General features: G+C 61.5%; 29 protein-coding genes and 2 pseudogenes. 17 read left to right on the forward strand and 14 right to left on the reverse strand.

Annotated elements, in window-relative coordinates:
• Window positions 1-62: 62 nt before the first annotated feature.
• Genes trxA through INT12_RS19695 form a run of 3 tightly spaced genes read right to left on the reverse strand, consistent with a single transcriptional unit; the run spans window position 63 to window position 2082 of the window.
• Window positions 63-935, reverse strand: a complete 873-nt coding sequence (gene trxA / locus INT12_RS19685; RefSeq protein ID WP_017849584.1) for a thioredoxin — start codon at window positions 933-935, stop codon at window positions 63-65.
• Between the two features lie 32 nt (window positions 936-967).
• Window positions 968-1630: a class I SAM-dependent methyltransferase gene (locus INT12_RS19690; protein ID WP_193039602.1), complete on the reverse strand. Its 663-nt coding sequence runs from the start codon at window positions 1628-1630 to the stop codon at window positions 968-970.
• The gene (locus tag INT12_RS19695) at window positions 1627-2082 is read right to left on the reverse strand and encodes a YbaY family lipoprotein (protein WP_193039603.1); all 456 of its coding nucleotides are present in this window, start codon (window positions 2080-2082) and stop codon (window positions 1627-1629) included. The genes INT12_RS19690 and INT12_RS19695 overlap by 4 nt, the downstream gene beginning before the upstream one ends.
• A gap of 139 nt (window positions 2083-2221) precedes the next feature.
• Between INT12_RS19695 and nrdR the strand changes: the two genes are divergently transcribed.
• From nrdR to INT12_RS19745, 10 genes are all read left to right on the forward strand, one after another.
• Window positions 2222-2686: a transcriptional regulator NrdR gene (gene nrdR / locus INT12_RS19700; protein WP_026140361.1), complete on the forward strand. Its 465-nt coding sequence runs from the start codon at window positions 2222-2224 to the stop codon at window positions 2684-2686.
• On the forward strand, window positions 2683-3819 hold the full coding sequence (ribD, locus tag INT12_RS19705) for a bifunctional diaminohydroxyphosphoribosylaminopyrimidine deaminase/5-amino-6-(5-phosphoribosylamino)uracil reductase RibD (protein ID WP_046381891.1): 1137 nt from the start codon (window positions 2683-2685) through the stop codon (window positions 3817-3819). Before nrdR ends, ribD begins: the two co-directional genes overlap by 4 nt.
• Before the next feature lie 47 nt (window positions 3820-3866).
• Window positions 3867-4544: a riboflavin synthase gene (locus INT12_RS19710; RefSeq protein ID WP_017849579.1), complete on the forward strand. Its 678-nt coding sequence runs from the start codon at window positions 3867-3869 to the stop codon at window positions 4542-4544.
• Between the two features lie 15 nt (window positions 4545-4559).
• Window positions 4560-5651, forward strand: coding sequence for a bifunctional 3,4-dihydroxy-2-butanone-4-phosphate synthase/GTP cyclohydrolase II (ribBA, locus tag INT12_RS19715; RefSeq protein WP_046381892.1), 1092 nt, complete (start codon window positions 4560-4562; stop codon window positions 5649-5651).
• Between the two features lie 88 nt (window positions 5652-5739).
• Window positions 5740-6216, forward strand: coding sequence for a 6,7-dimethyl-8-ribityllumazine synthase (gene ribE / locus INT12_RS19720; RefSeq protein WP_017849577.1), 477 nt, complete (start codon window positions 5740-5742; stop codon window positions 6214-6216).
• Complete coding sequence (nusB, locus tag INT12_RS19725; protein ID WP_017849576.1) at window positions 6213-6713, forward strand: transcription antitermination factor NusB; 501 nt, start codon at window positions 6213-6215, stop codon at window positions 6711-6713. Before ribE ends, nusB begins: the two co-directional genes overlap by 4 nt.
• Before the next feature lie 18 nt (window positions 6714-6731).
• Window positions 6732-7697 (forward strand): thiamine-phosphate kinase, encoded by a 966-nt coding sequence (thiL, locus tag INT12_RS19730; RefSeq protein WP_046381893.1) that lies wholly within the window; start codon window positions 6732-6734, stop codon window positions 7695-7697.
• 142 nt (window positions 7698-7839) lie between these two features.
• Window positions 7840-8457: a GTP cyclohydrolase II gene (ribA, locus tag INT12_RS19735; RefSeq protein ID WP_017849574.1), complete on the forward strand. Its 618-nt coding sequence runs from the start codon at window positions 7840-7842 to the stop codon at window positions 8455-8457.
• Window positions 8454-8873 carry a nuclear fragile X mental retardation-interacting protein 1 gene (locus INT12_RS19740; protein WP_046482536.1) on the forward strand — a complete coding sequence of 140 codons (420 nt, stop codon included), beginning with the start codon at window positions 8454-8456 and terminating at the stop codon, window positions 8871-8873. The genes ribA and INT12_RS19740 overlap by 4 nt, the downstream gene beginning before the upstream one ends.
• Window positions 8870-9670, forward strand: a complete 801-nt coding sequence (locus INT12_RS19745; protein WP_193039604.1) for a cobalamin-binding protein — start codon at window positions 8870-8872, stop codon at window positions 9668-9670. Before INT12_RS19740 ends, INT12_RS19745 begins: the two co-directional genes overlap by 4 nt.
• A 28-nt stretch (window positions 9671-9698) precedes the next feature.
• Here INT12_RS19745 and INT12_RS19750 read toward each other — a convergent pair whose 3' ends face one another.
• The 9 genes and pseudogenes from INT12_RS19750 to INT12_RS31365 form a co-directional block, all read right to left on the reverse strand.
• On the reverse strand, window positions 9699-11591 hold the full coding sequence (locus INT12_RS19750; protein ID WP_193039605.1) for a TonB-dependent receptor domain-containing protein: 1893 nt from the start codon (window positions 11589-11591) through the stop codon (window positions 9699-9701).
• Between the two features lie 133 nt (window positions 11592-11724).
• Entirely contained in the window at window positions 11725-13623 is a 1899-nt protein-coding gene (dxs, locus tag INT12_RS19755; protein ID WP_017849570.1) for a 1-deoxy-D-xylulose-5-phosphate synthase, read from the reverse strand.
• A 110-nt stretch (window positions 13624-13733) separates the two neighbouring features.
• Window positions 13734-14621, reverse strand: a complete 888-nt coding sequence (gene ispA / locus INT12_RS19760; RefSeq protein ID WP_017849569.1) for a (2E,6E)-farnesyl diphosphate synthase — start codon at window positions 14619-14621, stop codon at window positions 13734-13736.
• Window positions 14618-14860 carry an exodeoxyribonuclease VII small subunit gene (locus tag INT12_RS19765; protein ID WP_003176346.1) on the reverse strand — a complete coding sequence of 81 codons (243 nt, stop codon included), beginning with the start codon at window positions 14858-14860 and terminating at the stop codon, window positions 14618-14620. Before INT12_RS19765 ends, ispA begins: the two co-directional genes overlap by 4 nt.
• A 99-nt stretch (window positions 14861-14959) precedes the next feature.
• Complete coding sequence (locus tag INT12_RS19770) at window positions 14960-15571, reverse strand: transcriptional regulator (protein WP_193039606.1); 612 nt, start codon at window positions 15569-15571, stop codon at window positions 14960-14962.
• 58 nt (window positions 15572-15629) lie between these two features.
• Window positions 15630-16598, reverse strand: a complete 969-nt coding sequence (locus INT12_RS19775; RefSeq protein WP_017849567.1) for a hypothetical protein — start codon at window positions 16596-16598, stop codon at window positions 15630-15632.
• A gap of 120 nt (window positions 16599-16718) precedes the next feature.
• Entirely contained in the window at window positions 16719-17090 is a 372-nt protein-coding gene (locus tag INT12_RS19780; protein WP_026140359.1) for a MerR family transcriptional regulator, read from the reverse strand.
• A complete protein-coding gene (locus tag INT12_RS19785; protein ID WP_104904372.1) occupies window positions 17029-17673 on the reverse strand; it encodes an NAD(P)H-dependent oxidoreductase in 645 nt (214 codons plus the stop codon). The genes INT12_RS19780 and INT12_RS19785 overlap by 62 nt, the downstream gene beginning before the upstream one ends.
• Before the next feature lie 123 nt (window positions 17674-17796).
• Window positions 17797-18063 (reverse strand): annotated as a pseudogene (locus INT12_RS31365) (WYL domain-containing protein); the annotation flags it as partial.
• 119 nt (window positions 18064-18182) lie between these two features.
• On the opposite strand from INT12_RS31365, the gene INT12_RS19790 reads away from it, so the two are divergent.
• From INT12_RS19790 to INT12_RS19810, 5 genes are all read left to right on the forward strand, one after another.
• The gene (locus tag INT12_RS19790; protein ID WP_046381900.1) at window positions 18183-18443 is read left to right on the forward strand and encodes a hypothetical protein; all 261 of its coding nucleotides are present in this window, start codon (window positions 18183-18185) and stop codon (window positions 18441-18443) included.
• A gap of 207 nt (window positions 18444-18650) precedes the next feature.
• Window positions 18651-19781 (forward strand): YcjF family protein, encoded by a 1131-nt coding sequence (locus INT12_RS19795; RefSeq protein WP_193039607.1) that lies wholly within the window; start codon window positions 18651-18653, stop codon window positions 19779-19781.
• 94 nt (window positions 19782-19875) lie between these two features.
• Window positions 19876-21003 carry a GTPase gene (locus INT12_RS19800; RefSeq protein WP_169881748.1) on the forward strand — a complete coding sequence of 376 codons (1128 nt, stop codon included), beginning with the start codon at window positions 19876-19878 and terminating at the stop codon, window positions 21001-21003.
• Window positions 21004-21044: 41 nt separating this feature from the next.
• On the forward strand, window positions 21045-21272 hold the full coding sequence (locus INT12_RS19805; RefSeq protein WP_193039608.1) for a GTPase domain-containing protein: 228 nt from the start codon (window positions 21045-21047) through the stop codon (window positions 21270-21272).
• 69 nt (window positions 21273-21341) lie between these two features.
• A complete protein-coding gene (locus INT12_RS19810; protein WP_046381904.1) occupies window positions 21342-22061 on the forward strand; it encodes a hypothetical protein in 720 nt (239 codons plus the stop codon).
• An 88-nt stretch (window positions 22062-22149) separates the two neighbouring features.
• Here the strand turns inward: INT12_RS19810 and ycaC are convergent, their stop codons facing one another.
• Entirely contained in the window at window positions 22150-22782 is a 633-nt protein-coding gene (ycaC, locus tag INT12_RS19815; protein WP_046381905.1) for an isochorismate family cysteine hydrolase YcaC, read from the reverse strand.
• Between the two features lie 453 nt (window positions 22783-23235).
• Here ycaC and INT12_RS19820 point away from each other — a divergent pair, with 453 nt between their 5' ends.
• Window positions 23236-23472: a DUF6124 family protein gene (locus tag INT12_RS19820; RefSeq protein WP_193039609.1), complete on the forward strand. Its 237-nt coding sequence runs from the start codon at window positions 23236-23238 to the stop codon at window positions 23470-23472.
• Between the two features lie 330 nt (window positions 23473-23802).
• A pseudogene (locus tag INT12_RS19825) lies at window positions 23803-24156 on the forward strand (transposase); the annotation flags it as partial.
• A 124-nt stretch (window positions 24157-24280) separates the two neighbouring features.
• Here INT12_RS19825 and INT12_RS31370 read toward each other — a convergent pair.
• The coding region (locus tag INT12_RS31370; protein WP_226926254.1) for a hypothetical protein at window positions 24281-24468 on the reverse strand (188 nt) is incomplete at its 5' end.

Raw genomic sequence — 24468 nt, forward strand, 5'->3', positions numbered from 1 at the left:
CCATCCTGAATGAATGCGGTGTCCTTGAGTTTTTCGCGAGCAAGCTCGCTCCTACAGGGCGATTAGTACAGCGCGGCGAACAGCTTGCGGCGGTACGCGGTCACCAGCGGGTGATCGTTGCCCAGCAGTTCGAACACCTGCAGCAAGGTCTTGTGCGGCAAGCCTTCGCTGTAGCTGCGGTTGCGGATGAACAGTTTGAGCAAGCCTTCCAGCGCGGCATCGTACTGCTGGCGCGCCAGTTGCTGAATGGCCAACTGATAGGCCGCTTCGTCGTCCTGCGGGTTTTGCGCCAGGCGGCTTTTCAGGTCGGCGGGGTCGGGCAGGTCGGCGGCCTGGCGCAGGAAGGTGATTTGCGCCTTGGCACCGGCGAGGGCGGCCTTGTGCTCGTCGCTCTTGACGGCGTCGAGAACGGCCTGGGCTTCACCTAATTCACCGCGTTCGGCCAGGCAGCGCGCGTACAGAATCAGCGCGCCGGCGTTGCTGTTGTCTTCGCCCAGCAGCGCGACCAGCACGGCTTCGGCTTCACTGATACGGCCCTCGGCAAACAGCGCCTGAGCCTGCTCCAGCGGGTCCGCCGCAGCCGGCGGCGGCATCTGCACGTGAGGTTCGAGCATCGCCCGCACCGCCGACTCCGGCTGCGCCCCGGCAAACCCGTCGACCGGTTGGCCGTCCTTGAACAGCACCACCGTAGGCAGGTTGCGAATACCAAAGCGCGCAACGATGTCCTGCTCGGCCTCGCAATCGACCTTGGCCAGCAGCAATTGGCCCTGATAACTCTCGGCGATCTGCGCCAGCATCGGCATCAACGCCTTGCACGGCGCGCACCACTCGGCCCAGAAGTCCACGAGCACGGGCTTTTCGAAGGAGTTCTGGATCACCGCCTGGTCGAACGTGGCGGTGGTGGCGTCGAAGATATACGGCGTGGGCTCACTCATGGGGCGTCTCGAATAAAGCGGGAATGGGGCAACTATAAGGGCTGGCGCCGCGAATGGTACAGGCTCACCTTGCGAAACTCCCAAGGCTCGGCCAAGTCCGGCAATGTCAGGGCATCGAGTATCGCCAGGCGCTGATATTCCGGATGCTGAAAGTCCCGCACCCGCGAGTCCGCCACCAGTGCTTCACGCCCGCGCGTGAGGAACTGGTCGAGCAGCGGCAGGTTGGCGCGGTCGTAGAGCACGTCGGCCACCAGGATCAGGTCGAAGCGGTCGGCCTCGGCGAAAAAATCCGCCGAATAGCCCAGTTCAACCCCGTTGAGTTCGGCATTCGCACGGCAGGACGCCAATGCCAGTGGGTCCAGGTCGCAGGCCACCACTTCCAGCGCGCCGGCCTTGGCGGCGGCAATCCCGGCGACGCCGGAGCCGGCGCCGAAATCCAGCACGCGCTTGCCCGCGACCCATTCCGGGTTTGCCGCCAGGTAGCGTGCGAGTGCCAGGCCGCTGGCCCAGCAAAAACTCCAGTAGGGCGGCTCATGCAGGATGCGCCGGGTTTCTTCGGGGCTGAAGGCGCGGTCCATGTTGTCGGCGTCGAGCAGCCACAACGCCAGGTCGGTGCCCGGCAGCGGGCAGGGCACCAGCTGTGCGTCGCCGATCAGGGCGCTCAGCGCCCGTTGCAGGTCGAGCGGTGGCGTCATGGTGCCTTGACGAGTTGCAGGGGGCCGGTGGTCTGGGTGATCGCCTGGGTGATGCGTACTGCGGGCAGGTGCAGGATCAGTTGGCCGGACTGGCTGGCGCGCCCGCGCAGTTCGACCCGCGCACCGGCCGGGAACGCGTCGGGGCTGAAGCGCAGGCGGAAGGCCAGGGGCTTGCCGTTGCCGCTCAGCACGCTGCTGGCGAGCAGTTGTTGCGGGCGGCTGCGGTCGTCGATCACCAACAGCGCCATTTCGACTTCGGCGCCGGCGGGCACGTTGGTCAGGCTGCCGTTGATCTCACGCTGGTAGGCCGGCAGCGGGCCGAGGTCTTCGAGGCCGGGGACTTTTTTCTCTTGCGCCGGCTGAGGCTGCGGCGTCGAAGGTTTTGGGGCTTCGCTGCTGCAGGCGACCAGAAAACCGAACAAGGTGAGTAAAACGAGTGGTCGTAACTGCATGTACGGCTCCAGAAAGGACAAAATCCGTGGCTTAAAAAACAGGAAACATAATCGTCAGCCTATATACCGTAAAGGCTATGGCTTGTCTTGCCACGGGGATGCGCTACCATGGCCCTCCCTTTTTTTGTTGCCTGCCACCATGCACTGTCCCTTCTGCGGTGCCAACGACACCAAGGTCATTGACTCGCGTCTGGTCGCCGAGGGCGATCAAGTGCGTCGCCGGCGCGAATGCCTGGCCTGCGGTGAACGTTTCACCACCTTCGAAACCGCCGAACTGGTATTGCCGCGCCTGATCAAATCCGACGGCAGCCGCCAGCCTTTCGACGAAGACAAATTACGCGCCGGTATGCAGCGCGCCCTGGAAAAACGCCCGGTGAGTGTCGAGCGGCTGGAGGCGGCGCTGGCGCATATCAAGCACAAGTTGCGCGCGACCGGCGAGCGCGAGGTCAAGTCCCTGGTGGTTGGAGAGCTGGTGATGGGCGAGCTGCAAAAGCTCGACGAAGTCGCCTATATCCGTTTCGCTTCGGTGTATCGACGTTTCCAGGACCTCAATGAGTTCCGCGAAGAGATCGACCGCCTGGCCCGTGAGCCGATCAAAAAATGAACCCACCGTCTGCTGAACAGGCCATCCTCGACGCCCATTACATGGCCCGCGCCCTCGAACTGGCGCGCAACGGCCTGTACACCACCCATCCCAACCCGCGTGTGGGTTGCGTGATTGTGCGCGATGGGCAGATCGTCGGCGAAGGTTGGCATGTACGTACCGGCGAGCCCCATGCGGAAGTGCATGCCTTGCGCGCGGCCGCTGACAAAGCCCGTGGCGCCACGGCCTACGTCACCCTGGAACCCTGCAGCCATTACGGCCATACCCCGCCGTGCGCCGATGCGCTGGTGAGTGCCGGGGTGGCGCGGGTGGTCGCGGCGATGCAGGACCCCAACCCGGATGTCGCCGGGCGCGGTATGCAGCGCTTGGCCCAGGCCGGCATCGAAGTGCGCAGCGGTGTGCTCGAAGTGGAAGCGCGGGCGCTCAATAAAGGTTTCCTCAAGCGCATGGAACACGGCCTGCCGTTTGTGCGGGTCAAGCTGGCGATGAGCCTGGACGGCCGCACCGCGATGGCCAGCGGCGAGAGCCAATGGATCACCGGCCCCGCCGCCCGCGCCGCCGTGCAGCGCCTGCGCGCCGAGGCCAGCGTAGTGCTGACCGGCGCCGACACCGTGCTGGCCGATGGTGCGCGCCTGACCGTGCGCGCCGCCGAACTCGGCCTGGACGCAGAAACCACCGCGCTGGCCATGTCGCGCCCGCCGCTGCGCGTATTGATCGACGGCCGCCTGCGGGTGCCGCTCAATGCGCCGTTCTTCAAGGCCGGCCCGGCGCTGGTCATCACCTGTGTCACTGCGGAAAACCAGTTCCCCCGTGGCCCCGAGTGCCTGGTGGTGCCCGGTGTCGATGGCCAGGTCGACCTGCGCTCGGCTCTGGTGGCGTTGGCGGCCCGTGGCGTCAACGACGTGCTGGTGGAAGCCGGGCCAAGCCTGGCGGGCGCGTTCGCCCAGCAGGGCCTGGTGGACGAATACGTGATTTTCGTCGCCGGCAAGTTCCTCGGCTCCGCAGCCCGGCCTTTGCTGGACTGGCCGCTTGAGAAACTGGCCGACGCGCCCCAACTCAAGATCACTGAAATGCGCGCTGTGGGCGATGACTGGCGAGTCACTGCCATCCCTGTGCCGGCAGCGAGCGTATAATTCTGACCGGGCGCTCAAACGCCCGCACCGTTTTCCAGGAGAAGGCCATGTTCACCGGCATTATCGAATCCATCGGCAGCATCCGTGCCATGACCCCCAAGGGCGGCGACGTGCGCCTGCTGGTTGACACTGGCAAGCTCGACCTGGGCGACGTCAAGCTGGGCGACAGCATCGCCGTCAGCGGCGTGTGCCTGACCGTCGTCGACTTGCCGGGCAACGGCTTTGCCGCCGATGTCAGCCGCGAAACCCTGGACTGCACGGCGATGAGCGACCTCAAGGCCGGCAGCCCGGTCAACCTGGAAAAAGCCCTGACCCCAACCACGCGCCTGGGCGGTCATCTGGTCAGCGGCCATGTCGACGGCGTCGGCGAAGTAGTGGCGCGCAGCGAAAACGCCCGCGCCGTGGAGTTCCGCATCCGCGCGCCCAAGGAGTTGGCCAAATACATCGCCCACAAAGGCTCAATCACCGTCGATGGCACCAGCCTGACCGTGAACGCCGTGGATGGCGCCGAATTCGCACTGACCATCATTCCCCACACCCTGAGCGAAACCATCATGGCGTCGTACCAGCCAGGTCGCCGGGTGAACCTGGAAGTCGACTTGCTTGCCCGTTACCTGGAGCGCCTGCTTATGGGCGATAAGGCCGCAGAGTCTGACTCTCGACAAAAGCCTGCCAGTAACATCACCGAAAGTTTTCTGGCCGCTAACGGCTACCTGAAATCCTGACCAAGGGGGTGCCCTGTGGCGCTCAATAGCATCGAAGAACTGGTTGAAGATATCCGCCAAGGCAAGATGGTCATCCTGATGGATGACGAAGACCGTGAGAACGAAGGCGACATCATCATGGCCGCCGAGGCGTGCAAGCCGGAGCACATCAACTTCATGGCCAAGCACGCCCGTGGGTTGATCTGCATGCCCATGAGCCGCGAACGCTGCGAGTTGCTCAAGCTGCCGCTGATGGCGCCGCGCAACGGTTCCGGGTTCGGCACCAAGTTCACCGTATCGATCGAGGCCACCACCGGCGTGACCACCGGGATCTCCGCCGCCGACCGTGCGCGCACCGTGCAAGCGGCCGCCGCGAAAGACGCCAAGGCCGAAGACATCGTCAGCCCGGGCCACATCTTCCCGCTGATGGCCCAGCCGGGCGGCACCCTGGCCCGCGCCGGCCACACCGAAGCCGCCTGCGACCTGGCGCGCATGGCCGGTTTCGAGCCGAGCGGGGTGATCTGCGAAGTGATGAACGACGACGGCACCATGGCCCGTCGTAGCGAACTCGAAACCTTTGCCGCCCAACACAACCTCAAGATCGGCACGATTGCCGACCTGATTCACTACCGGATGATCCACGAACGTACCGTTCAGCGGATTGCCGAGCAGCCGCTGGACAGCGAACTGGGCCAATTCAACCTGGTGACCTACCGTGATTCGGTGGAAGGCGACGTTCACATGGCGCTGACCCTGGGCACCATCTGCGCCGACGAACCGACCCTGGTGCGCGTGCATAACATGGACCCGCTGCGCGACCTGTTGATGGTCAAGCAACCCGGGCGCTGGAGCCTGCGCGCCGCGATGGCCGCGGTGTCCGAGGCCGGCAGCGGGGTGGTGTTGCTGTTGGGCAACCCGGTGGATGGCGACGTCTTGCTCGCGCATATTCGTGAGTCCGCCGAGCAAACCCAGGTCAAAACGCCGACCACCTACAGCATCGTCGGCGCCGGTTCGCAGATCCTGCGCGACCTTGGCGTGCGCAAAATGCGCCTGATGAGCGCACCGATGAAATTTAATGCGATATCCGGTTTCGACCTGGAAGTTGTAGAATACGTGCCCTCCGAATAAAGGCTGGCGATTGTTGCCCCTTGTTCGCGGTTAAATCATCACTGAGGGACGCACTTTTCGCGTCCCGGCTCTTTAAGAGATTTGTCGAATGACCCTGAAGACCATCGAAGGTACCTTCATCGCCCCCAAAGGCCGCTATGCCCTGGTGGTTGGCCGCTTCAACAGCTTCGTGGTTGAAAGCCTGGTAAGCGGTGCCGTGGACGCCCTGGTTCGCCACGGTGTGAGCGAGAGCGACATCACCATCATCCGTGCCCCTGGCGCCTTCGAAATTCCACTGGTTGCGCAAAAAGTTGCGCAACGGGGTGAATACGCGGCGATCGTCGCCCTGGGCGCGGTCATTCGTGGCGGTACGCCGCACTTCGAATACGTGGCTGGCGAATGCACCAAGGGCCTGGCCCAGGTGTCCATGGAGTTCGGCGTACCGGTTGCATTCGGCGTGCTGACCGTGGATTCGATCGAACAAGCCATCGAACGTTCCGGCACCAAGGCCGGTAACAAAGGTGCTGAAGCTGCCCTGTCCGCCCTGGAAATGGTCAGCCTGCTGGCGCAGTTGGAGGCCAAGTGATTTCCGACGAGAGCGATCGTTTCAACCCGCGCGACCCACGCCCAGCCGACGCCGGCAAGCCGTCCAAGAGCGTCAAGCGTCGCGAAGCGCGTCAGCTTGCGACCCAGGCGCTGTATCAGTGGCACATGGCGAAAACCTCGCTGAACGAAATCGAAGCGCAATTTCGCGTCGACAACGATTTCAGCGACGTCGATGCCAGCTACTTCCACGACATCCTGCACGGCGTCCCGGCCAATAAGACCGAGATCGACATCGCGCTGGCACCGTGCCTGGACCTGACCCTCGACGAGCTGGACCCGGTTGAACTGGCCGTACTGCGCCTGTCCACCTGGGAACTGCTCAAGCGCGTCGACGTGCCGTACCGCGTGGTGATCAACGAAGGCATCGAACTGGCGAAAGTCTACGGTTCGACCGACGGTCACAAGTTCGTCAATGGCGTGCTCGACAAGCTGGCCCCGCGCCTGCGCGAAGCCGAAGTGAAGGAACACAAGCGCTGATCTGCGCTTGAGTTCCCGATGGGCGAGTTTGAGCTGATCCGCAAATACTTCGCCGCCGCGCCTTGTGCGCAGGGCGGCGAGGGCATTGCCCTGGGGATCGGCGATGACTGCGCCTTGCTGGCGCTCCCCGCCGGGGAGCAGTTGGCAATCTCCACCGATACCTTGGTGGCCGGCGTGCATTTCGCCGACCCCTGTGATCCGTTCCTGCTCGGCCAACGCTCGCTGGCCGTGGCGGTGAGCGATCTGGCCGCCATGGGCGCCGACCCCATCGCGTTTACCCTGGCCCTCACAACCCCCACCGTCGATGCCGATTGGCTGCAACGCTATGCCCAGGGTTTGAACGCCATGGCGCAGAGCTGCCGCGTGGGCCTGGTCGGCGGCGACACCACGCGCGGGCCGCTGAGCCTGACCATGACCGTGTTCGGCCGTGTGCCGGCCGGGCAAGCGTTGACCCGCAGCGGTGCGCGGCCGGGTGACTTGCTGTGTGTGGGCGGGGAATTGGGCAACGCGGCGGGAGCGCTGCCGTTGGTGCTGGGCCAGCGCAGCGCCGAGGCCAGCATCGCCGACCCGCTGCTGGCGCATTACTGGTCGCCGCAACCGCAGTTGGCCCTGGGCGTTGCCCTTCGGGGCAAGGCGACGTCCGCGATGGATATTTCCGACGGGCTCCTGGCCGATTGTGGGCATATCGCTAAGGCATCGGCTGTCAGCCTGCTGGTCGAGCGCCAGCGACTGCCGTTATCCAAAGCCTTGCTCGCATTTGTCGGCGATGACGCGGCGCGGGTGGCGGCCTTGAGTGGCGGCGACGACTATGTGTTGGTGTTCACTCTGCCACCGGCCGCGCTGGCACCGTTGCTGGCGGGCGGCTGGCCGGTGCATGTGATCGGCCGGGTCGAGGCGGGGCAGGGGGTGACGCTGCTCGACGCGAACGGGCGCGACATCACCCCGGCCGTTCGCGGTTATCAACATTTTCGCGAGACGCCCTGAGTCAGCATTCAGACCTGCATAGAACCGAGACGAAGGCCAATCGAGCCGATTGATCTTTATCAACGATAATTCAGCTTAAGCGTCTGTAGGAACGTGCTGTTACAATGCCCGCCTCTGTGAAATCTGAAATCAGGAGCACACGGTGCCCGTCGTTTTCGTCGCTGCTTCCAAGCTGCCTACCCCTTTTGCCATGTTCACCATGCATGGCTTCCTCGAAGAAGCCAACGGGCGCGAGCACGTCGTGCTCAGCCTGGGCGATATCGCCGATGGCGCGCCGGTACTGGGCCGCATCCACTCCGAGTGCCTGACCGGCGACGCGCTGTTCAGCCAGCGCTGCGACTGTGGTTCGCAACTGGAAGCGGCGATGCGCGCCATCGCCCATGAAGGTCGTGGCATCTTGCTGTACTTGCGCCAGGAAGGTCGTGGCATTGGCCTGCTGAATAAAATCCGCGCCTACGAGTTGCAGGACGGCGGCGCCGACACCGTTGAAGCCAACGAGCGCCTGGGCTTTGCCGCCGACCAGCGTGATTACGGCATCTGCCTGCCGATGCTGGAGCACCTGGGCGTGAAATCCCTGCGCCTGATGACCAACAACCCGCGCAAGGTCAAAGCCTTGACCGAGATGGGTATCACCGTCGCCGAGCGCGTGCCGCTGCACACCGGGCACAACCCGCACAACAAGCTCTACCTTGCGACCAAAGCCAGCAAGCTCGACCACATGATGGGCAACGAGCACCAGGGCGAGGTCGACCGCGCGTGACTCGAGGCCAGGTGAAACGGCGACTGTCCTTCAATTGGTGGCAGTACCTGGCGCTGGCGTTGCTGCCATTGTTCGTGATCAACCTGGTGTTCGCTCAGGCCGAACCGCTGTTGCCGGTGCTGGCCATGCCGTTCTTCATTGCCGGCGTGGCCTCGATGTTTCTCAGCCTGCGCTATTTTCATGGCTATAAACATGCGTTGATCGCCACCTCTAAAGCCCTCGACACCGCAGAAGAGCCGGCGGCCTGGATCACCCTCGCCGCCCGTCGGCGCACGGCGTTGCTGATTGCCTCCGTGCCCGCCTGGGTCGGTGCGCTGGCGGTATTCGTCGGCCTGGAAGCGGTGCCGTTGTTCCTGCTGGCATTGTCGACCCTGGTGTTGTTTTACCTCTACCGCATCCCGCGTCAATTGGGATGAAGCCTCGCTGGCTGGCGCTCCTGCTGCTGGCGTTCGCTGCCCAGGCCCTGGCGGTCGAGCGGGTGGTCAGCCTGGCGCCGTCGCTGTCGGAAATCGTGGTTGAACTGGGCGCTGCCGACCTGTTGGTGGGCGTGCTCGACGGCGGCGAACGGCCAGCGGCGCTGGCGAAGGTCGCGTCGGTCGGGCGCTATGGGCAATTGAACATCGAGCGCTTGCTCAGCCTCAAGCCCGACCTGATCCTGCTCTGGCCCGGCAGCATCGGCCCGGCCCAGCGTGAACAGTTGCAGCGCCTGAATATCCCGGTCTACGTCGCCGAACCCCATAACCTCGAACAACTGACCCAGCAGGTCCAGGCCATTGCCGAGCAACTGGGGCGCGCCGACGCCGGCCAGCAATTGTCTGCGCAGTTGCGCCAACGCCTGGCCGGGTTGCGTCAGCGCTATCAGCGTGCCGAACCCTTGCGGGTGTTTTACCAAGTGTGGAGCCCGCCTTTGTACACCGTGGGCGGTGGGCAGATCATCAGCGATGCGCTGAGTGTGTGCGGCGCGCGCAATGTGTTCGACGACCTCACGCTGCCCGCGCCGCAGGTCAGCGTCGAGGCGGTGCTGCAGCGCGACCCCGAGGTGATTCTGGCGGCGGATCAACCGCAGTTGGATGCCTGGAAAGCCTGGCCGCAGCTGGCGGCGGTGGCGCAGGGGCGTTTGCTGTTGGTGCCGGACAAAGGCCTGGAACGGCCGAGCGGGCAGATGTTGGAAGCCTTGGCGCGGTTGTGTCAGGTGATTGCGCCGAACCGCTGACGCAATCGCAGACACGCCGACGTTTCTATCAGAGCGTCGGCGTCCAGGTCACGCCAACCCTCCACACCCGACCTTCTTCCCGATAGTCCTGATTGTTCAGGAACGCCGGATCGTCATAGCTGTAACGTGCGCGAGCGTAAGTCTTGTCCAGCACGTTATCGACTTTCAGCGACAGCGCCACTTCCCGGCTGAGCGCCCAACTGCTGCGCAGCCCGAGCAAGGCATAACCGCTCAGGCGATTGCGATTGGCTTCGTCGTCGTAGCTGCTGCTGATCGCCTGCCAGCTCGCACCGACGCCGAGTTGATCGAATTGCCGATCCAGGTCCAGGTTCAGGGTGCGCCGCGCACGGCGGGCGAGGGTGTGGCCGCTGTCGCGGTCGCGCGGGTCGATCAGCGAAACGCCCAGGTTGCCCTGCCAGCCGAACAGCTCGTGCTTGAGCGCGGCTTCAAAACCATTGATCCGCGCCGCCGCGACGTTCTGCGGTTTGCCGCCGTCGAGAATGATCGCGTCGCTCAAGTCGGTGCGGTACAGCGAGGTTTCCAGGCGCGTGTGGTCGCCGAGCTGGCTGCGCCATTGCAGCTCGTAACTCTTGGAGGTCTCGGGCTGAAGATTCGGGTTGCTGTACTGCGTGTCCGGGTAATAGAGGTCATTGAAGGTCGGCGCACGGAAGCCTTCGCTGTAGCTGAGCAGCACATCGTTGTCGGGGTTGATCGGCACGGTGAGGGTGCCGCTCCAGCTGTTCTGGCTGCCAAACTGTTGGTTCTGGTCATGGCGCAGGCCCAGTTCGGTGGAAAACCACTCGCTACGGAAACGATGCTGGACAAAGGCGGCACGGTTCCAGCGGCTGTTTTCGGTAAACGTGGTGGAGCCGTGGAAGCGGTCTTCGTACCAGTCGCCGCCGAGGATCAAGCTGTTGCGCTCATTCAGGGTCAGGTCGTTCTGCCAGTTGACAGAGTCGCGGTAGGTGTTGAACACGCTGAAGTCATCGCTGAGGGTGTCGCGCTTGGTGTCGCGGTTCTCGCTGTGGCCCAGTTCCAGGCGCGATTGCCAGCGTTCGCTGAGGCGGGCGTCGGCATAGCCGCTGGCGCTGCTCACGGCGTAGTCGGTGTAGGGTTTCTGGCCGACGCTCTGGCCGGTGGCGACGTCGTAGCGGCCGAAGCTGTTGTCGTACTCCGACTTGCCGCGGCTATCCAGCAGGTTGAAACCGGCTTCCAACGCGTCACTGAAACTGTGGCTGAGGTTCAGGCTGACGGACTGGTTGCGGTAGGCATCATGGTCGCCATCGCTGGGAAACGAGGTGTGTGTCGAGTTGATGCCGGCGCTTTCATCCAGGCTCGCGCCCAGGTTGAAGCGCGTGTGTTCGTCGCCGCCGGACAGCCCGAGGCTACGCTCCCAGCTCTGGTGGCTGCCGAAGCCCAACCGCAGGCGCGGTTGCAGGCCCTGTTCGGCGTTGCGCCGGGTAAACACCTGGATCACCCCGCCAATCGCATCGCTGCCGTAGATCACCGAGCGCGAGCCGCGCAGCACTTCGACGCGCTCGATCTGGTCCACATTCAGGTATTGCAGGCCGCTGTCGCCGGAGGTGGTGTTGGCGATGCGCTGGCCGTCCACCAGCACCAGGCTTTGCGCGGACTTGGTGCCGCGCAGGTAGATGCCCGGCAAGCTGCCACGGCCACCGGTGGGCGCCACTTGCACGCCGGGCACTCGGCTGAGCAGGTCGGTCAGGCTGGTGGGTTGCAGGCGGTCGATGTCGTCGCGGGTGAAGACGGTGTTGGCGGCGCTGCTGTCGTTGCGCGCCTGGACCTGGCGGTTGGCGCTGATGACGACGTCGGGGAGTTTCAGCGCGGCGTCGCGGGTGTCGGCGAGCAGGTCGTGGGCTGGCAGAAGCAGCAAGGGCAGGGCAAGGCGCAGGTGATTCATAGAGCGGTCCATAGCTTTTTGTAGGAGCGAGCTTGCTCGCGAAAAACCTGAGGACACCGCGTGCATACAGAGTACACGCGTCATCGTTGACGTTTTTCGCGAGCAAGCTCGCTCCTACAGAAGTCTCGGGGGGTTATAAACCCAGGAGTGTCATGCGTTCGCGGACCGACGCCTCGATACCCGCCTCGTCGAGCCCGCACTCGGCGAGCATCTGCGCCGGCTTGGCGTGTTCGACGTACACATCCGGCAAGCCCAGGTGCAGCACCGACTTGAGGATGTTCTCGCGCGCCAGGAACTCGCTGACCGCCGCACCGGCACCGCCCATGATGGCGTTTTCTTCGACCGTCACCAGCAGTTCGTGGCCGGCGGCGATCTCGCGCACCAGCGCTTCATCCAGCGGTTTGACGAAACGCATGTCGACCACGGTGGCGTCGATCTTCTCGGCGACTTTCAGCGCTTCGGCCAGTTGCACGCCGAACACCAGGAACGCGGTCTTGCTGCCTTGACGTCGCACAACGCCCTTGCCGATTTCGATCGGCGCCAGGTCTTTTTCGATCACCGCGTTCGGGCCGGTGCCGCGCGGGTAGCGCACGGCGGCCGGGCCGTTGTAGAGGTGGCCGGTGCTGAGCATCTTGCGCAGTTCGTTTTCGTCGCTCGGCGTCATCACCAGCATGCCGGGGATGCAACGCAGGTAGGACAGGTCGAAGCTGCCGGCGTGGGTCGGGCCGTCTTCGCCGACCAGGCCGGCGCGGTCGATGGCGAACAGCACGTCGAGGTGCTGCACCGCGACGTCGTGCACCAACTGGTCATAAGCGCGCTGCAGGAAGGTGGAATAGATCGCCACCACCGGCTTGGCGCCTTCGCAGGCCATGCCTGCGGCGAATGTCACCGCGTGCTGCTCAGCGATGGCGACGTCGAAGTAGCGCAGCGGGAAACGCTCGCTGAACGCCACCAGGTCGGAACCTTCCTTCATCGCCGGGGTAATCCCCACCAGGCGCGGGTCGGCGGCGGCCATGTCGCACAGCCATTCGCCGAACACACCGGAGTACTTTGGCCCGCTGGCTTTTTTCGGCGCGGCGGCGGGGGCGTCCAGGGGGTCGAGCTTGGTGATCGCGTGGTAACCGATCGGGTCGACTTCCGCCGGGGCGAAGCCTTTGCCTTTCTTGGTGACGATGTGCAGGAACTGCGGGCCTTTGAGGTCACGCATGTTGCGCAGCGTGGCGATCAGGGTCGGCAGGTCGTGGCCGTCGATGGGGCCGATGTAGTTCCAGCCCAGCTCTTCGAACAGCGTGCCGGGCACCAGCATGCCTTTGGCATATTCTTCGGTGCGGCGGGCGATTTCCCACGCGCCGGGCAAGCGCGACAGCACTTTCTTACTGCCTTCGCGCATGCTGGCGTAGGTCCGGCTGGAAAGGATCTTCGCCAGGTAGTTGGACAGGCCGCCGACATTGCGCGAGATCGACATGTCGTTGTCGTTGAGGATCACCAGCATGTTGGCGTCCACTTCCGGCGCATGGTTCAGCGCTTCGAAAGCCATGCCGGCGGTCAGCGCGCCGTCACCGATCACCGCAATCGCCTTGCGATCGCTGCCTTGCAGGCGCGAGGCAATCGCCATGCCCAGCGCGGCACTGATCGAGGTGCTGGAGTGGCCGACGCCAAAGGTGTCGTACTCGCTCTCCGAGCGACGCGGGAAGGCGGCGATGCCGTCCTTCTGGCGCAGGGTGCTCATGCGCTCGCGACGGCCGGTGAGGATTTTATGCGGATACGCCTGATGGCCTACGTCCCACACCAGCCGGTCGTCCGGGGTGTCGAACACGTAATGCAGCGCGATGGTCAGCTCGATGACGCCCAGGCCGGCACCGAAATGCCCACCGGTCTGGCCGACCGTGTAGAGCAATTCCAGGCGCAATTCATCGGCCAGGGTTACCAGCTCGGCTTCACCCAGACGACGCAGGCCGTCCGGCGTGACAGCACGGTCGAGCAGAGGCGTGGACGGGCGTTTGCGGGGAATCTCTTGAAACGTCGTGGGCATCAGGCGAATCGTTATAGGTATAGAAGAGGCGGCAGTTTACCTCAAGCATCGCAAACTGCCCACGCAGAGCACCGAACTTGACCGATATGTGGCTGTAATGGCCGCGGTTATCAGTGACGACGTTCGACGATGTACCGCGCCAGGTCTCGCAGGGGCTCGGCTGCTGCGTCGAAAGGTCGCAGGGCGGCCAGGGCCTGGTCGCGCAGTTCCAGGGCATAAGCCTTGGCGGCATCCAGCCCGAGCAGCGCAGGATAAGTCGGTTTGTCCCGTGCGATATCGGCGCCCTGGCGTTTGCCCAGGGTGGCGGTGTCACTTTCTACGTCGAGAATGTCGTCCTGCACCTGGAACGCCAGGCCGATAGCCCCGGAGTAAACCTGCAAGGCCGCCAATTGCGCGGCTTCGGCACGCCCACTGGCCAAGGCGCCCAGGTGGACGGCGGCTTCGATCAGGGCGCCGGTCTTGTGCCGATGCATGTGTTCGAGGGCCTGTTGATCGAGCTTCTGGCCCACCGAGCCGAGATCGATGGCCTGGCCACCGACCATCCCGGCGGGGCCTGCGGCGACCGCCAGGGTGGTGACCATGCGCAAGCGGATCTCGGCATTCACGCTGCTCAAACTCGGGTCGAGCAATGCGCTGAACGCCAGGCTTTGCAGGCCATCGCCGGCGAGGATCGCGCAGGCTTCGTCAAAGGCTTTATGGGTGGTCGGCTGGCCGCGACGCAGGTCATCGTCGTCCATCGCCGGCAAATCGTCATGCACCAGGGAATAGGCGTGAATCAACTCCACCGCGCAGGCCGCGCCGTTGGCCTGTTCGGCAGGCGCGCCGAGGGCTTCGCAGGCCGCATAGGCCAGCAACGGGCGCACCCGCTTGCCGCCATTCATCACGCTGTAGCGCATGGCCTCGTAGAGCCGTTTCATTTCCGGGCTTGGCGCAACAAACAAGGGCTCCAGCGCCGCATTGACCCGGGCTTGGCTACTGGCCTGATACGCGTCGATCATTCGGGCTGTTCCGCATCGAAAGGTTCTTCGGCCAACTCCCCGTCGCGTTCGAGCAACACCTGGACCTTCTGCTCCGCCTGCGCCAACGCGCTCTGGCAGTCGCGGGTCAGGCCGATACCTTGTTCAAACGCCGTCAGCGAGTCTTCCAGCGACAACTCGCCGTTCTCCAGACGCTCGACCAGGGTTTGCAGGTCGGCGAGGGATTGTTCGAAATCGAGTGCAACTTTTTTGCGGGCCATGGCGGCTATTCCGGTAGACGGTAAACCGGCGCGACACTAGCAGACATGGGGGATGGGGGCAAATGAACGGGGCGACAGAGCCGATTGCGCGGTCGCCTGTTACTGCGCCGCCGCGGCGCGCAAATAGTTATACACACTGGCCCGGGAAATCTTGAAGTAGTCGCCGACGTAGTCGACAAAGTTACGCACATCCAGCAGGCCGTGCTCCCGCGCCTGCACCAGCACCTGGATGATTTCGCCACGGCCGAAATCGGCGGGTTTCAAATGATTTTCGGCGGCGAGGGTTTCGATGATCTCATTGAGTTTTTCCCGCCAATCGCCGCTGAACAGCGATTCTGGGCGCCCCTGGGACTGCTGGCCCACGGCAAAGCCGTTGATCAGTTTCTGCACTTGGGCCAGGGCGGTCACATCGAAGTTCAGGCACAGCAAGGCGCAGGGTTCACCGTTGGCGGCACGGGCGACGAGGGAGATCGAACGCAACTGACGGCTGTTGATCCCGGTCTTTTCATACGGCCCGACGGTGTCGGGTCCGGCAGCCAACTCAGCCAGGTCAGTGATCAGCGATTCATCCCCGACCTGACGTCGGGAAAAGCCATTGGCGATGTGGGCAATGCGCCCGGTGTGCAGGTCGTGTACCACGGCTTCCAGGTCCGGATAGAGCAGGGCGGCGATGCCGTCGGCGGTTGCCTTGATGAATGCGATATCGACCATGGGTTAACCGGGCACAGGAAAAAGGAACGGTGATTGTACGCAGGCGTCCGAACAGTTGTCAGTCCACGGCCTGCATGCGCTGCACCGCGAGGGTCGCCAGTGCGATGTCCTGAGCGGCCAGGCCGGTCAGGTCGGCGATGGTCAGGTCATCGTCGCGGAAACGCCCGCGTGCCTTACCGGCCAGCACATGGCCGAGGGAAACGTCGGCCTGGTCGCTGATCAAATGGGCCCGTACTGCGTGGCTCATTTCGCCATGGTCCAGGCATTGGGCCCGGTCATCGGTCATGAGCACCCGTGCCCTTTGCAGCAGCAACGGGTCCAGCTCCTGTTTGCCTGGGCTGTCTGCGCCCAGGGCGACAATATGAGTGCCTGTACGCACCACGTCGGCCGGTACGATTGCCTGGGTCGACGGCGTGCAGGTAATCACCAGATTGCACTGTGCGAAAACAGCCTCAACACTGTCGGCTGCTTGGGCTTTCAACCCAGCTTGCTGCAGTGCGTTGGCGAGGTGTTGTGCCCGCTCGGGAGCGCGTCCCCAGATCACCACACGCTCGATTCCGAGCAGTTCGCAGGTCCAGCGCGCCTGCAGTTGCGCCTGATGCCCGCTGCCGAGAATGCCTAACGCGCTCACCCGTGCGGGCGCCCCGGCCCGTGCGGCCAAGGCACCGGCGGCGGCAGTGCGGCAACTGGTCAGCCAGCCTTCGTCGTTGAGGATGGCGCGGGTCTTGCCGGTGTGAGAATCGAACACCAGCACCAGGCCATTATTGGTCTCCAGGCCGCGGGAAGGATTCTCATAAAAGCCCATGGCCAGCTTGACCACAAACACCGAACCGTCTTTCGCGTAGCCGGACTTGATATGACAGTCCCCCGGCGGGTTTTCAAACAACAACACCCCCGGCGGCGGGGCCACGATGCGGCCGTCGGCGTGACTGATCAATGCCTGTTCCACCGCGTGCAGCATGTCTTGGCGCGACAGCGTGGCGCGCAATGCACTGAGTTCGTAAACCGCCAGTGGCACCGCGCTCATCACGCACGCTCCTGCGGGGGAAAGCAGGTTTTAAGCTTGAAGTCCGAGAGTGTGGTCATGGCGCGCTCCTGAATATCAACGGGACGAAAGCGCGACACTAACCTGATTTATATTTATTGTCTAATTTGTACTTATCGTACAATTCTGGTTTGAGTGTTTAAGCATCGCGTCAAACTCGACCAGCCCGGCCTGCATCTTCTGCAGTGCCGCCATCTGCAGCGCCAGCTCCTCCTGCTTGCGGGCAATCGCCTGGCTCGCGCGCTCCCAGGGCAGCGCGTCGCCCTGGTGCCCGTGCAAAATGGCCTGTAGCTCCTTGAGCTTGAAACCCAGTTGCTGAGCACACTTGATCAACATCAGCAGCTCGACACTCTGCGCCGAATAGACCCGATACCGCCCCGCTCTCTGCGGGCTGGGAAGCAGGCCGATCGCTTCATAGTGACGAATCGCCTTGATGGTCGTGCCCGACAGTTGCGCCGCTTTGCCGATGAACATGAAAACGCCCTTTTCCAAATAATCCGCCGGCCCGCGTCAGCCAACGAGCGCGTTGCGCGGGCGTGGAACCCAGCACCGGCCCGAGCAACAAGGTCTTGGTCACCGTTATGCCGCAAAACGCCAGCGTCGTCTTGCGCATCTGATGAATGCCCGGCATGCGGTAGAACCAGCGGTAATACCATGGCGGCGTATCGAGCGTCACCAGCAAGTGCGCGGTTCGGCCATGCAGCAGTTTGTCAGGAAATGCCTTGCCTGCACGGTACTTGAAGGCGAAGCCGGGTAGGAAAACTCTATCGATAAAGCCCTTCATCAACGCCGGAATACCACCCCACCAAATCGGCAAGACAAACGCCAAATGGGTGGCCCACAGGATATCTGCCTGGGCACCGAGCAAATCGGCTTCCAGGGCTTGAATGTCGGTGTAACCGTGATGCAGCACCGGGTCGAAAGTCAGCGTGCCCAGCCGTAGGACGCGTACTTCATGGTCGGCGTTTTTGGCCGATTGGATGTAGGTGTCCGCCAGTGCCGAACAGAAACTGGTGCTGGAGGGATGGCCGAGGATGACCAGAATGCGCTGAGCCATGGGGATGAGTCCTGAAACGGGGTTGCAGGGTAGGGGCTGCCGTATAGGGGAGAGTCAAGGGCAATAGCACGATGCGGCTTGCCCCACGTTTTGCCCCGTTACTCATAAACCCCCGGTCTCAAGTGCTTGAGATTCGTCACCGATGAACAGCGGCTGGAACGTTTTGCTTGGCACGTAGCCGGTTATTTTTTTGTCATGTGTAAGGTTTTGAGGCGCATGTTCGGTGATGTGCATATTGATGTCGTTGGCGGCCTGCCGGCTTTTGCTACCAACGCTCTGGATCAAGTGCCCCGTGGTCTGCCGGCCCTCCTACCGGGCGACAGTCTTGATCAAGCAATGGCGAAGTGCCAGGTCCCAGCAAACCTGTTCAATGCAATGCATGCGTTCCATCCCCTCGTTACGTGTGCGAATACTTTACCTGTATAAGTCTACATTCTAGACCTGTCGTCTATTGCTACATATCGTGTGGCTGTCGTTTAAACAAATCGAGTACACGCAAGGAATTACGCATGACTATGGCAGAAGCAGTGTCGACAGGGGCATTGGTAGTGTTGGGGAGCATCCTGCTGGTGCTCCTGCTGCAATACTTGAGGCTGCGTGAACTCTGGAAAATGGCGCTTACCTGCCGCCGGAACGCGCGCTGGGGGCGGATCTATGAGGCTGAGAACCGGGAGTTGCGTTCTGCGCTGCGCGCTGAGAAGGCGCATATCAAGCAGTTGCAGAGGAAAGTCGGGCTTTTGCAAGGGGGGGTGACTGCGCAGGAGGAATAGGTAGAGAAGGATGTCTCGCTGATCACTTTTCAGACGAGAGCAGGAGCGTCAAAAACAATACCCGTTGGAGCCTATCCTCCCAACCGCTGCGCTTGACAGGGATAGTGGCAAAGTGCGATTGAGGCTTTAGGATTTTGGGTCCGGGGCGATAACCTTTTTTTTAGCGCGCCCTCTTTTGAGCGCCGCGTAGCGACGGAGAATAGAACAATGGCAAGTATGGAAGCTCAACTGGAAGAGCAGTTCGATAAGGAAATGGCGTCGGTCAAACGCCCGAACCTGATGATTGTTGGCGGCACCGGTGTTGGAAAGAGCAGCCTGATCAATCATATCTTCGGCAAAACGATTGCCAAGGTCGGTACCGGGCAGCCTGTCACTCGGGGTTGTCATCGCTACGAAGACGCCAACATCCCTCTGGTCATCTTTGATACCGAAGGTTATGAGGTGACGGAAGGCAAACCCTCGACAGGCAACTTTCGGGAAAAAATCCTCCCGGAGATCAAACAGCGCAAGTTCAAGGCGCTGGATGAACAGATCCATCTCATTTGGTACTGCCTCAGCGTAGCCAACCACCGGGTTACTGATTTTGACCTGGACAACTTGCGATTGATTACCGGTGAACTGGATATTCCGGTGGCTGTGGTACTCACCCAGTGCGATGCCGAACCCATCGACGATGAGGGCAACGGTGAGACTTCCCGGGCGTTTCGCAACGTGCTGCGCGAGCACGGTATTCATTGTGAGGTTTTCGAGACCTGTGCAAATAACCCCAGCCACGATCCAGAGCTGAAACTGGACCTTGAAAAGTTAATCGCCTGGTCGAGTGCATCACTCAAGGACGATGCGCTACGCCAGTCCTTCGTGGCTGCCCAGATCGCGTCGCTACCAGCCAAACGCAGCGAGGCGATGACCATCATCATGACCTACAGCGGCACCACCGCCGCCAGCGCCGGACTTAACCCGGTGCCGATGTCGGACGCGTTACTCATTGTGCCTCAGCAGATGGCGATGGCGGCATCGCTGGCCAAGCTCTACGGGTTTGGCTCGATGGGTGAAATGGCCGTCAGCCTGCTCAAGGGCCAGATCCTCAGCCTGGTGGGGCGTCAGTTGGCAGCCAGCCTGACCAAGATGATCCCCGTGCTTGGGCAGATCATTAACGCCGCTGTCGCCGGGGCGATCACCGGAGCGCTTGGCTTGGCCCTGGTCGAGGTCTATGAACGCGCCGTGGACGGCTACCTGAAGACAGGCAAGTCACCGGACTGGGCTCGCCTCTTTTCTAACGAGCAGTTCATGCAGGCGTTCAAGATTGCGCTGGGAAAATGGGGCAATCAAAAAGCTTGAAGCCACTCGGCGCACTCTGAAGGCCGTGGCGAGAGACAGATCTGTTTCTAGGCAGGCCTTCATCCCCTTTCAGCGGTTCAGGGTTTAGAGAGACATGGATCAGTTCGCGATCAACATCATCGTGCTGGGTAAAAGCGGCGTCGGCAAAAGCAGCTTCTGCAACTATCTTTTTGACCAGGTGGGTTTGTTTGAGACGGGAAGTGGCAAGCCCGTCACCTCCTGGGAGAAAAATTTTCAGTCGCACACCTTCGAGCACCAGGGGCACCTGTTGAATGTGTTCGACAGCGTTGGCCTGGAAGCTGACAACTATGAGCGATGGCTCCAACAGTTCGACCGTTTCATGCAGCAACATCGTGCGCGCCCGATGGAACCGGAAACCTGGATTCATGGTGCCTTCTATGTGATCAACGCCAGCTCCGCACGGCTGGAACCGGTGGATGTGAATCTGATCAAACGGCTCGGACTGGATGCCAGGATTCCCCTGCAAGTCATCCTGACCAATGCCGACGTTGCGGGCGATAAGGTCGAGGCCCTCGAGCGAGAAATTCACCAACTATGCCCGGGTGTATCGGTGACGCCACTGTGTTCGGTATCGGTACGTAGGCGTGGTGGTCAGTCGACGCAAGCCTTTGGTCGCGATGAAGTGCTTTCGCTCTACCTGGAACAGTCGCATGCCTTTCTCAGCAAGCGTCTGGCTGCGATGAGCTGCTTGAACTTCAAAGGTGTGCTTCGCCAAATGCGCGATACGGTCGTTGCCAAGATCGAAAAGGCAGACCTCAGTATCTTTAGAATCGCGGACCTCGATCTGGATACGGAAATCGAGTTGCCCGATTTTGATGAGGTGTTTTCCGATCTGAAAGGCTTCGATGACTACCTCTCATCCTTTGGCTTCATGGGGGACTGGGAGACCAGCGATGAGCTGGAAAACGCAGTGACCCGTGTGTTTGACGACTTCCAGCGAGAGATGGAGGGCCGCTTCAAAGAGATCGAAGACGGGTTCGAGTCCGATAGCCTCCTGCGCAAGGTGGGCGCGCTCTATGAGGCGGCAAAAATCATCCTGACCCTTAAATCGACCATGATTGAATGGCTGGATGACGGTTTTGGTCGTGTCCACGCAGAACTCGACAGGCTCTTCGTCAAATATGCCGAGGACGACAACTTCTTCGCCAGTCATCTAACGGGACGCGTCTTCATCAGGCCCAAACTGTTCGGCATTTTCTAAGCACGGGCTGCATCAGCGCTATTTAAGGAAGAGCATTAACCATGGGCTTCGATTCGATTTATGCGGTGCTGCCAGACCACGCGGCCGAGATAAGCCGCTTGCAGTACTTGTTGGCTGACGCACGGCTGCCGGTGGTTTCGGTGATCGGCAAATACAACCATGGCAAGAACTCCTTGCTCAACGCCCTCGTGGAGCGCGAGCAGTTCGCCGTGTCGGATGCTCGGGAAACCACCGTATTGAGCTACGTCGAGCCTGAACGCTTGAGTTGAACCTGTCTTCTTATCGTGACGCCGCTCATGCTGGGCGGCTGCTTTTTTTTTGCAAAGGAATGACGCTGCATGAATCGAATGTTTGTAAGCCCTTGGTTGTCGGTATCCCCCAACGGCCCGGTGACCTGCGCTCACCCCCGCGCACATGACTATGTTCATTTACGCCAAGGCGAAATGGATGGTGCCTGTGGACCTTACTGCGTGGCGATGACCTTGATCGCATTGGGCGTTATGTCCCGCGAGCAGGCTCAATCACTCGACAGTTACGATGGCCGAACCCGACTGGGTCGCTTTCGCGAAAGCCTACTGGCCTTCGGCGCCCTGGTGTCGGAAGGCACCGACGATTTCGATGTGAGCTGGCTGGTTGATGTGTTCAAGCACGCCGGGGTTGTGACCGAAGTGCTGGATGCAGCGCCGCGACGACAGACGACCATCCGCAATATTGCCGACGCCGTCGACAACCGCAAAATCCCGATCGTCTGTGTCGATTGGGACGACGGCCTGGCGGCGCATTGGCTGCTGGTTATCGGCTATCAGGGTTACCAGGCAAACGATGACGATGAATTACAAATCACCCACCTGCTGTGCCTCGACCCCACCAGTGACGCCCCACGGGTGTCACTTTGGAATGCAGTGATCGAAGTCTTCACCGAGGAGGGTAAATCGGTGAACGAAGGTCGTTACTACTGCCAGCACTGGGGCCCCAACGCCGCGCCGACGGCCTGCCGAATTGCTCAGAGTGTTTTGGTGGGGCTCGATAAAAAAGCCGAGTCCAACTATTTCTACTGAGTAAAGTGCGGGCGCCGCACCGTCCATCGCAGCACCTAACGAAGCAAGCCTGCTTTTTCAAGCAGGCTTATCGTTGACGGCAGTTTTCTTACTTCTGCTGCGCCGTCAGCGCCGCATAACCATTCATCAAGTTGCGATAGTTCGGAATACGCTGGGACAACAGATTGCCCAGGCCTTCGATATCGTTGCGCCAGTCGCGATGCAGCTCACACGCCACCGAAAACCAGTTCATCATCTGCGCACCGGCCTGCGTCATCCGGCTCCACGCCGCCTGTTGCACCGTGGTATTGAAGGTGCCCGACGCATCCGTCACCACAAATACATCAAACCCCTCCGCCAGCGCCGACAACGTCGGGAACGCCACGCACACGTCCGTCACCACACCGGCAATGATGATCTGCTTACGCCCGGTGGCCTTGATCGCCTTGACGAAGTCTTCGTTGTCCCACGCATTGATCTGACCAGGGCGAGCGATGTACGGCGCGTCCGGGAACATCTCCTTCAACTCCGGCACCAGCGGGCCGTTAGGGCCTTGCTCGAAGCTAGTGGTGAGGATCGTCGGCAGGTTGAAGAACTTGGCCAGGTCCGCCAGGGCCAGCACGTTGTTCTTGAACTCGTTGGGCGAGAAGTCCTGTACCAGGGAGATCAGGCCGGTCTGGTGGTCGACCAGCAGGACTACGGCGTCGTCTTTGTTCAAGCGGTTGTAGGTTGGCGTGCTCATGGTTGAATCCTTTTTTGTTTAAGTGGGTTGGGCGTTGCGTTCAACATGGGCACAGATTAATGGGTGGGACGTGGGGGATAAATCGGCTGGGAGGCGTCTTACTGTCAACTTGGAAAGGACAATGGATTTGAACGGCCAGCAGTCTCGATCCCTTTCATTTGCAGGACGTTTCCTAGAGAATCCCAGCCGCTTGCGCCAGCGAAATTCCGTGACTAGGCTGCGGTCCGTCACTGCAAATTCAGTGATCGGGTTTAGTCGCCCGGACTTCGCTAGGCGCACGCGCCATCCCAAAGACAGGTGTCTTCTCACCTGCACTTTATGGTGGCTGTGCGCAGGGCACCTCCGGGTGCGCCGGTGCCTAGCGGCCGGTCGACTAACCTGTGCACAGCCGCCACCTCTGCTCGTTTAGTCGCGAAAGGACGGTGGTATTCACTTACTGCTAGGAGTTTTGCTATGGATAACGTTGTTTCGGATTCACCGTCATCGCCTGCGGCCAACCCCTTTACTGTCAATGAAGAACTGAGCTTCGAGGATGCCTGGGTGCGCGTGGCTGAGTTGCTGCAATGCGCAGTGGCCACATCGCAGGTGCTCGGGGAGCCGCTGGCTGCGCCGCAGAGGGCGGTGATGCATTTGGTGGAGATGGCGAAGCTGGTGGCGGATCGGGCGGTGGAGTGTTTGAAGCCTAGGTAACGCGACTTGAGAGGCGGGCAGGGCGATATGCGGCCCGCTATTGGCTGAATGTTTGGTTGGCGTTGGGTATTTGGATTTCGATGACTGCAGGCATTAAAAAGCCGGCTTGTGGTTAGCTTTTTATTAATCTATATGCTTGATTAACAATAAGTTAGATGCTTTAAAAAATGCTCTGGTCCCCCATTTGTTCCCCCACTTTTTTGTGGTTTTTGCACGGCATTTGACCGTCTTTTTTTGTGGTTCAGCCTAGGGCTTTTTCGTGAGGCTGGACCCGAATAGTGGAAGGCAGAGATTGTGTGTTCGGGCAAAACATGAGCAACAGGGGCATGTATGCCAACCAAAAAGAAATCCGCGCGCCAAGCGCTCCTAGAACTGCCGAAAATCCCGCAAGAACTGCTGAACGGTTCGCTGCCGAACTCGGCAATCACCTGGGCTATTCACCGGGCGCGTAGCGCCCGGAGGATGAAACCAATCAGCGCAATGGCACGCGGCGACTGGATATTCCCCGCGACCGGGATGGCAGTTTTTCCACCCATTCTGATTCCCAAGCACGAGCGACGTTACATAGGTTTCGATGAAAAATCATCGCCATGTATGCCCGTGGCATGACTGTAAGCAGAAATCCGCGCGTTTCTTTCCATGCAATACGGAAGAGGCGTTTCTCCATATTTCATCAGCTATGTACCCGGCCCCCACACAAAAAATCCCACAGTCCCCTGATCAACTGATTCTGTCGATTCTCCATGCAATAAGCGAGAACACTCGACCCCCAGAGATATTCCATCGCTCTTTCTGGAGTTACGTTGCTTCAAAACACACACCCGGCGACACCGCTAATAACGGCCGGCGCCAGTGAGTTTTTACATACTTGCGGATTCCACGGGCATCCGGCCACCCATTCCATGAACATCCGGCCACTGATTCCACGATGATCCGGCCACCCGTTCCACGGCCATCCGGCCACCCACAAGGCAGGCAGCAACGCAGGATTAATTC

This window comes from Pseudomonas sp. K8 (assembly GCF_014889455.1).
GTDB classification, from domain to species: Bacteria; Pseudomonadota; Gammaproteobacteria; order Pseudomonadales; family Pseudomonadaceae; genus Aquipseudomonas; species Aquipseudomonas veronii.

What these genes read in the sequence shown, in the direction of transcription:
- trxA (WP_017849584.1), bottom strand. Translation starts at nt 935, where the DNA reads ATGAGTGAGCCCACGCCGTATATCTTCGACGCCACCACCGCCACGTTC.
- INT12_RS19690 (WP_193039602.1), bottom strand. Translation starts at nt 1,630, where the DNA reads ATGACGCCACCGCTCGACCTGCAACGGGCGCTGAGCGCCCTGATCGGC.
- INT12_RS19695 (WP_193039603.1), bottom strand. Translation starts at nt 2,082, where the DNA reads ATGCAGTTACGACCACTCGTTTTACTCACCTTGTTCGGTTTTCTGGTC.
- nrdR (WP_026140361.1), top strand. Translation starts at nt 2,222, where the DNA reads ATGCACTGTCCCTTCTGCGGTGCCAACGACACCAAGGTCATTGACTCG.
- ribD (WP_046381891.1), top strand. Translation starts at nt 2,683, where the DNA reads ATGAACCCACCGTCTGCTGAACAGGCCATCCTCGACGCCCATTACATG.
- INT12_RS19710 (WP_017849579.1), top strand. Translation starts at nt 3,867, where the DNA reads ATGTTCACCGGCATTATCGAATCCATCGGCAGCATCCGTGCCATGACC.
- ribE (WP_017849577.1), top strand. Translation starts at nt 5,740, where the DNA reads ATGACCCTGAAGACCATCGAAGGTACCTTCATCGCCCCCAAAGGCCGC.
- thiL (WP_046381893.1), top strand. Translation starts at nt 6,732, where the DNA reads ATGGGCGAGTTTGAGCTGATCCGCAAATACTTCGCCGCCGCGCCTTGT.
- INT12_RS19745 (WP_193039604.1), top strand. Translation starts at nt 8,870, where the DNA reads ATGAAGCCTCGCTGGCTGGCGCTCCTGCTGCTGGCGTTCGCTGCCCAG.
- INT12_RS19750 (WP_193039605.1), bottom strand. Translation starts at nt 11,591, where the DNA reads ATGAATCACCTGCGCCTTGCCCTGCCCTTGCTGCTTCTGCCAGCCCAC.
- dxs (WP_017849570.1), bottom strand. Translation starts at nt 13,623, where the DNA reads ATGCCCACGACGTTTCAAGAGATTCCCCGCAAACGCCCGTCCACGCCT.
- ispA (WP_017849569.1), bottom strand. Translation starts at nt 14,621, where the DNA reads ATGATCGACGCGTATCAGGCCAGTAGCCAAGCCCGGGTCAATGCGGCG.
- INT12_RS19765 (WP_003176346.1), bottom strand. Translation starts at nt 14,860, where the DNA reads ATGGCCCGCAAAAAAGTTGCACTCGATTTCGAACAATCCCTCGCCGAC.
- INT12_RS19770 (WP_193039606.1), bottom strand. Translation starts at nt 15,571, where the DNA reads ATGGTCGATATCGCATTCATCAAGGCAACCGCCGACGGCATCGCCGCC.
- INT12_RS19775 (WP_017849567.1), bottom strand. Translation starts at nt 16,598, where the DNA reads ATGAGCGCGGTGCCACTGGCGGTTTACGAACTCAGTGCATTGCGCGCC.
- INT12_RS19780 (WP_026140359.1), bottom strand. Translation starts at nt 17,090, where the DNA reads ATGTTCATCGGCAAAGCGGCGCAACTGTCGGGCACGACCATCAAGGCG.
- INT12_RS19785 (WP_104904372.1), bottom strand. Translation starts at nt 17,673, where the DNA reads ATGGCTCAGCGCATTCTGGTCATCCTCGGCCATCCCTCCAGCACCAGT.
- INT12_RS19790 (WP_046381900.1), top strand. Translation starts at nt 18,183, where the DNA reads ATGACTATGGCAGAAGCAGTGTCGACAGGGGCATTGGTAGTGTTGGGG.
- INT12_RS19795 (WP_193039607.1), top strand. Translation starts at nt 18,651, where the DNA reads ATGGCAAGTATGGAAGCTCAACTGGAAGAGCAGTTCGATAAGGAAATG.
- INT12_RS19800 (WP_169881748.1), top strand. Translation starts at nt 19,876, where the DNA reads ATGGATCAGTTCGCGATCAACATCATCGTGCTGGGTAAAAGCGGCGTC.
- INT12_RS19805 (WP_193039608.1), top strand. Translation starts at nt 21,045, where the DNA reads ATGGGCTTCGATTCGATTTATGCGGTGCTGCCAGACCACGCGGCCGAG.
- INT12_RS19810 (WP_046381904.1), top strand. Translation starts at nt 21,342, where the DNA reads ATGAATCGAATGTTTGTAAGCCCTTGGTTGTCGGTATCCCCCAACGGC.
- ycaC (WP_046381905.1), bottom strand. Translation starts at nt 22,782, where the DNA reads ATGAGCACGCCAACCTACAACCGCTTGAACAAAGACGACGCCGTAGTC.
- INT12_RS19820 (WP_193039609.1), top strand. Translation starts at nt 23,236, where the DNA reads ATGGATAACGTTGTTTCGGATTCACCGTCATCGCCTGCGGCCAACCCC.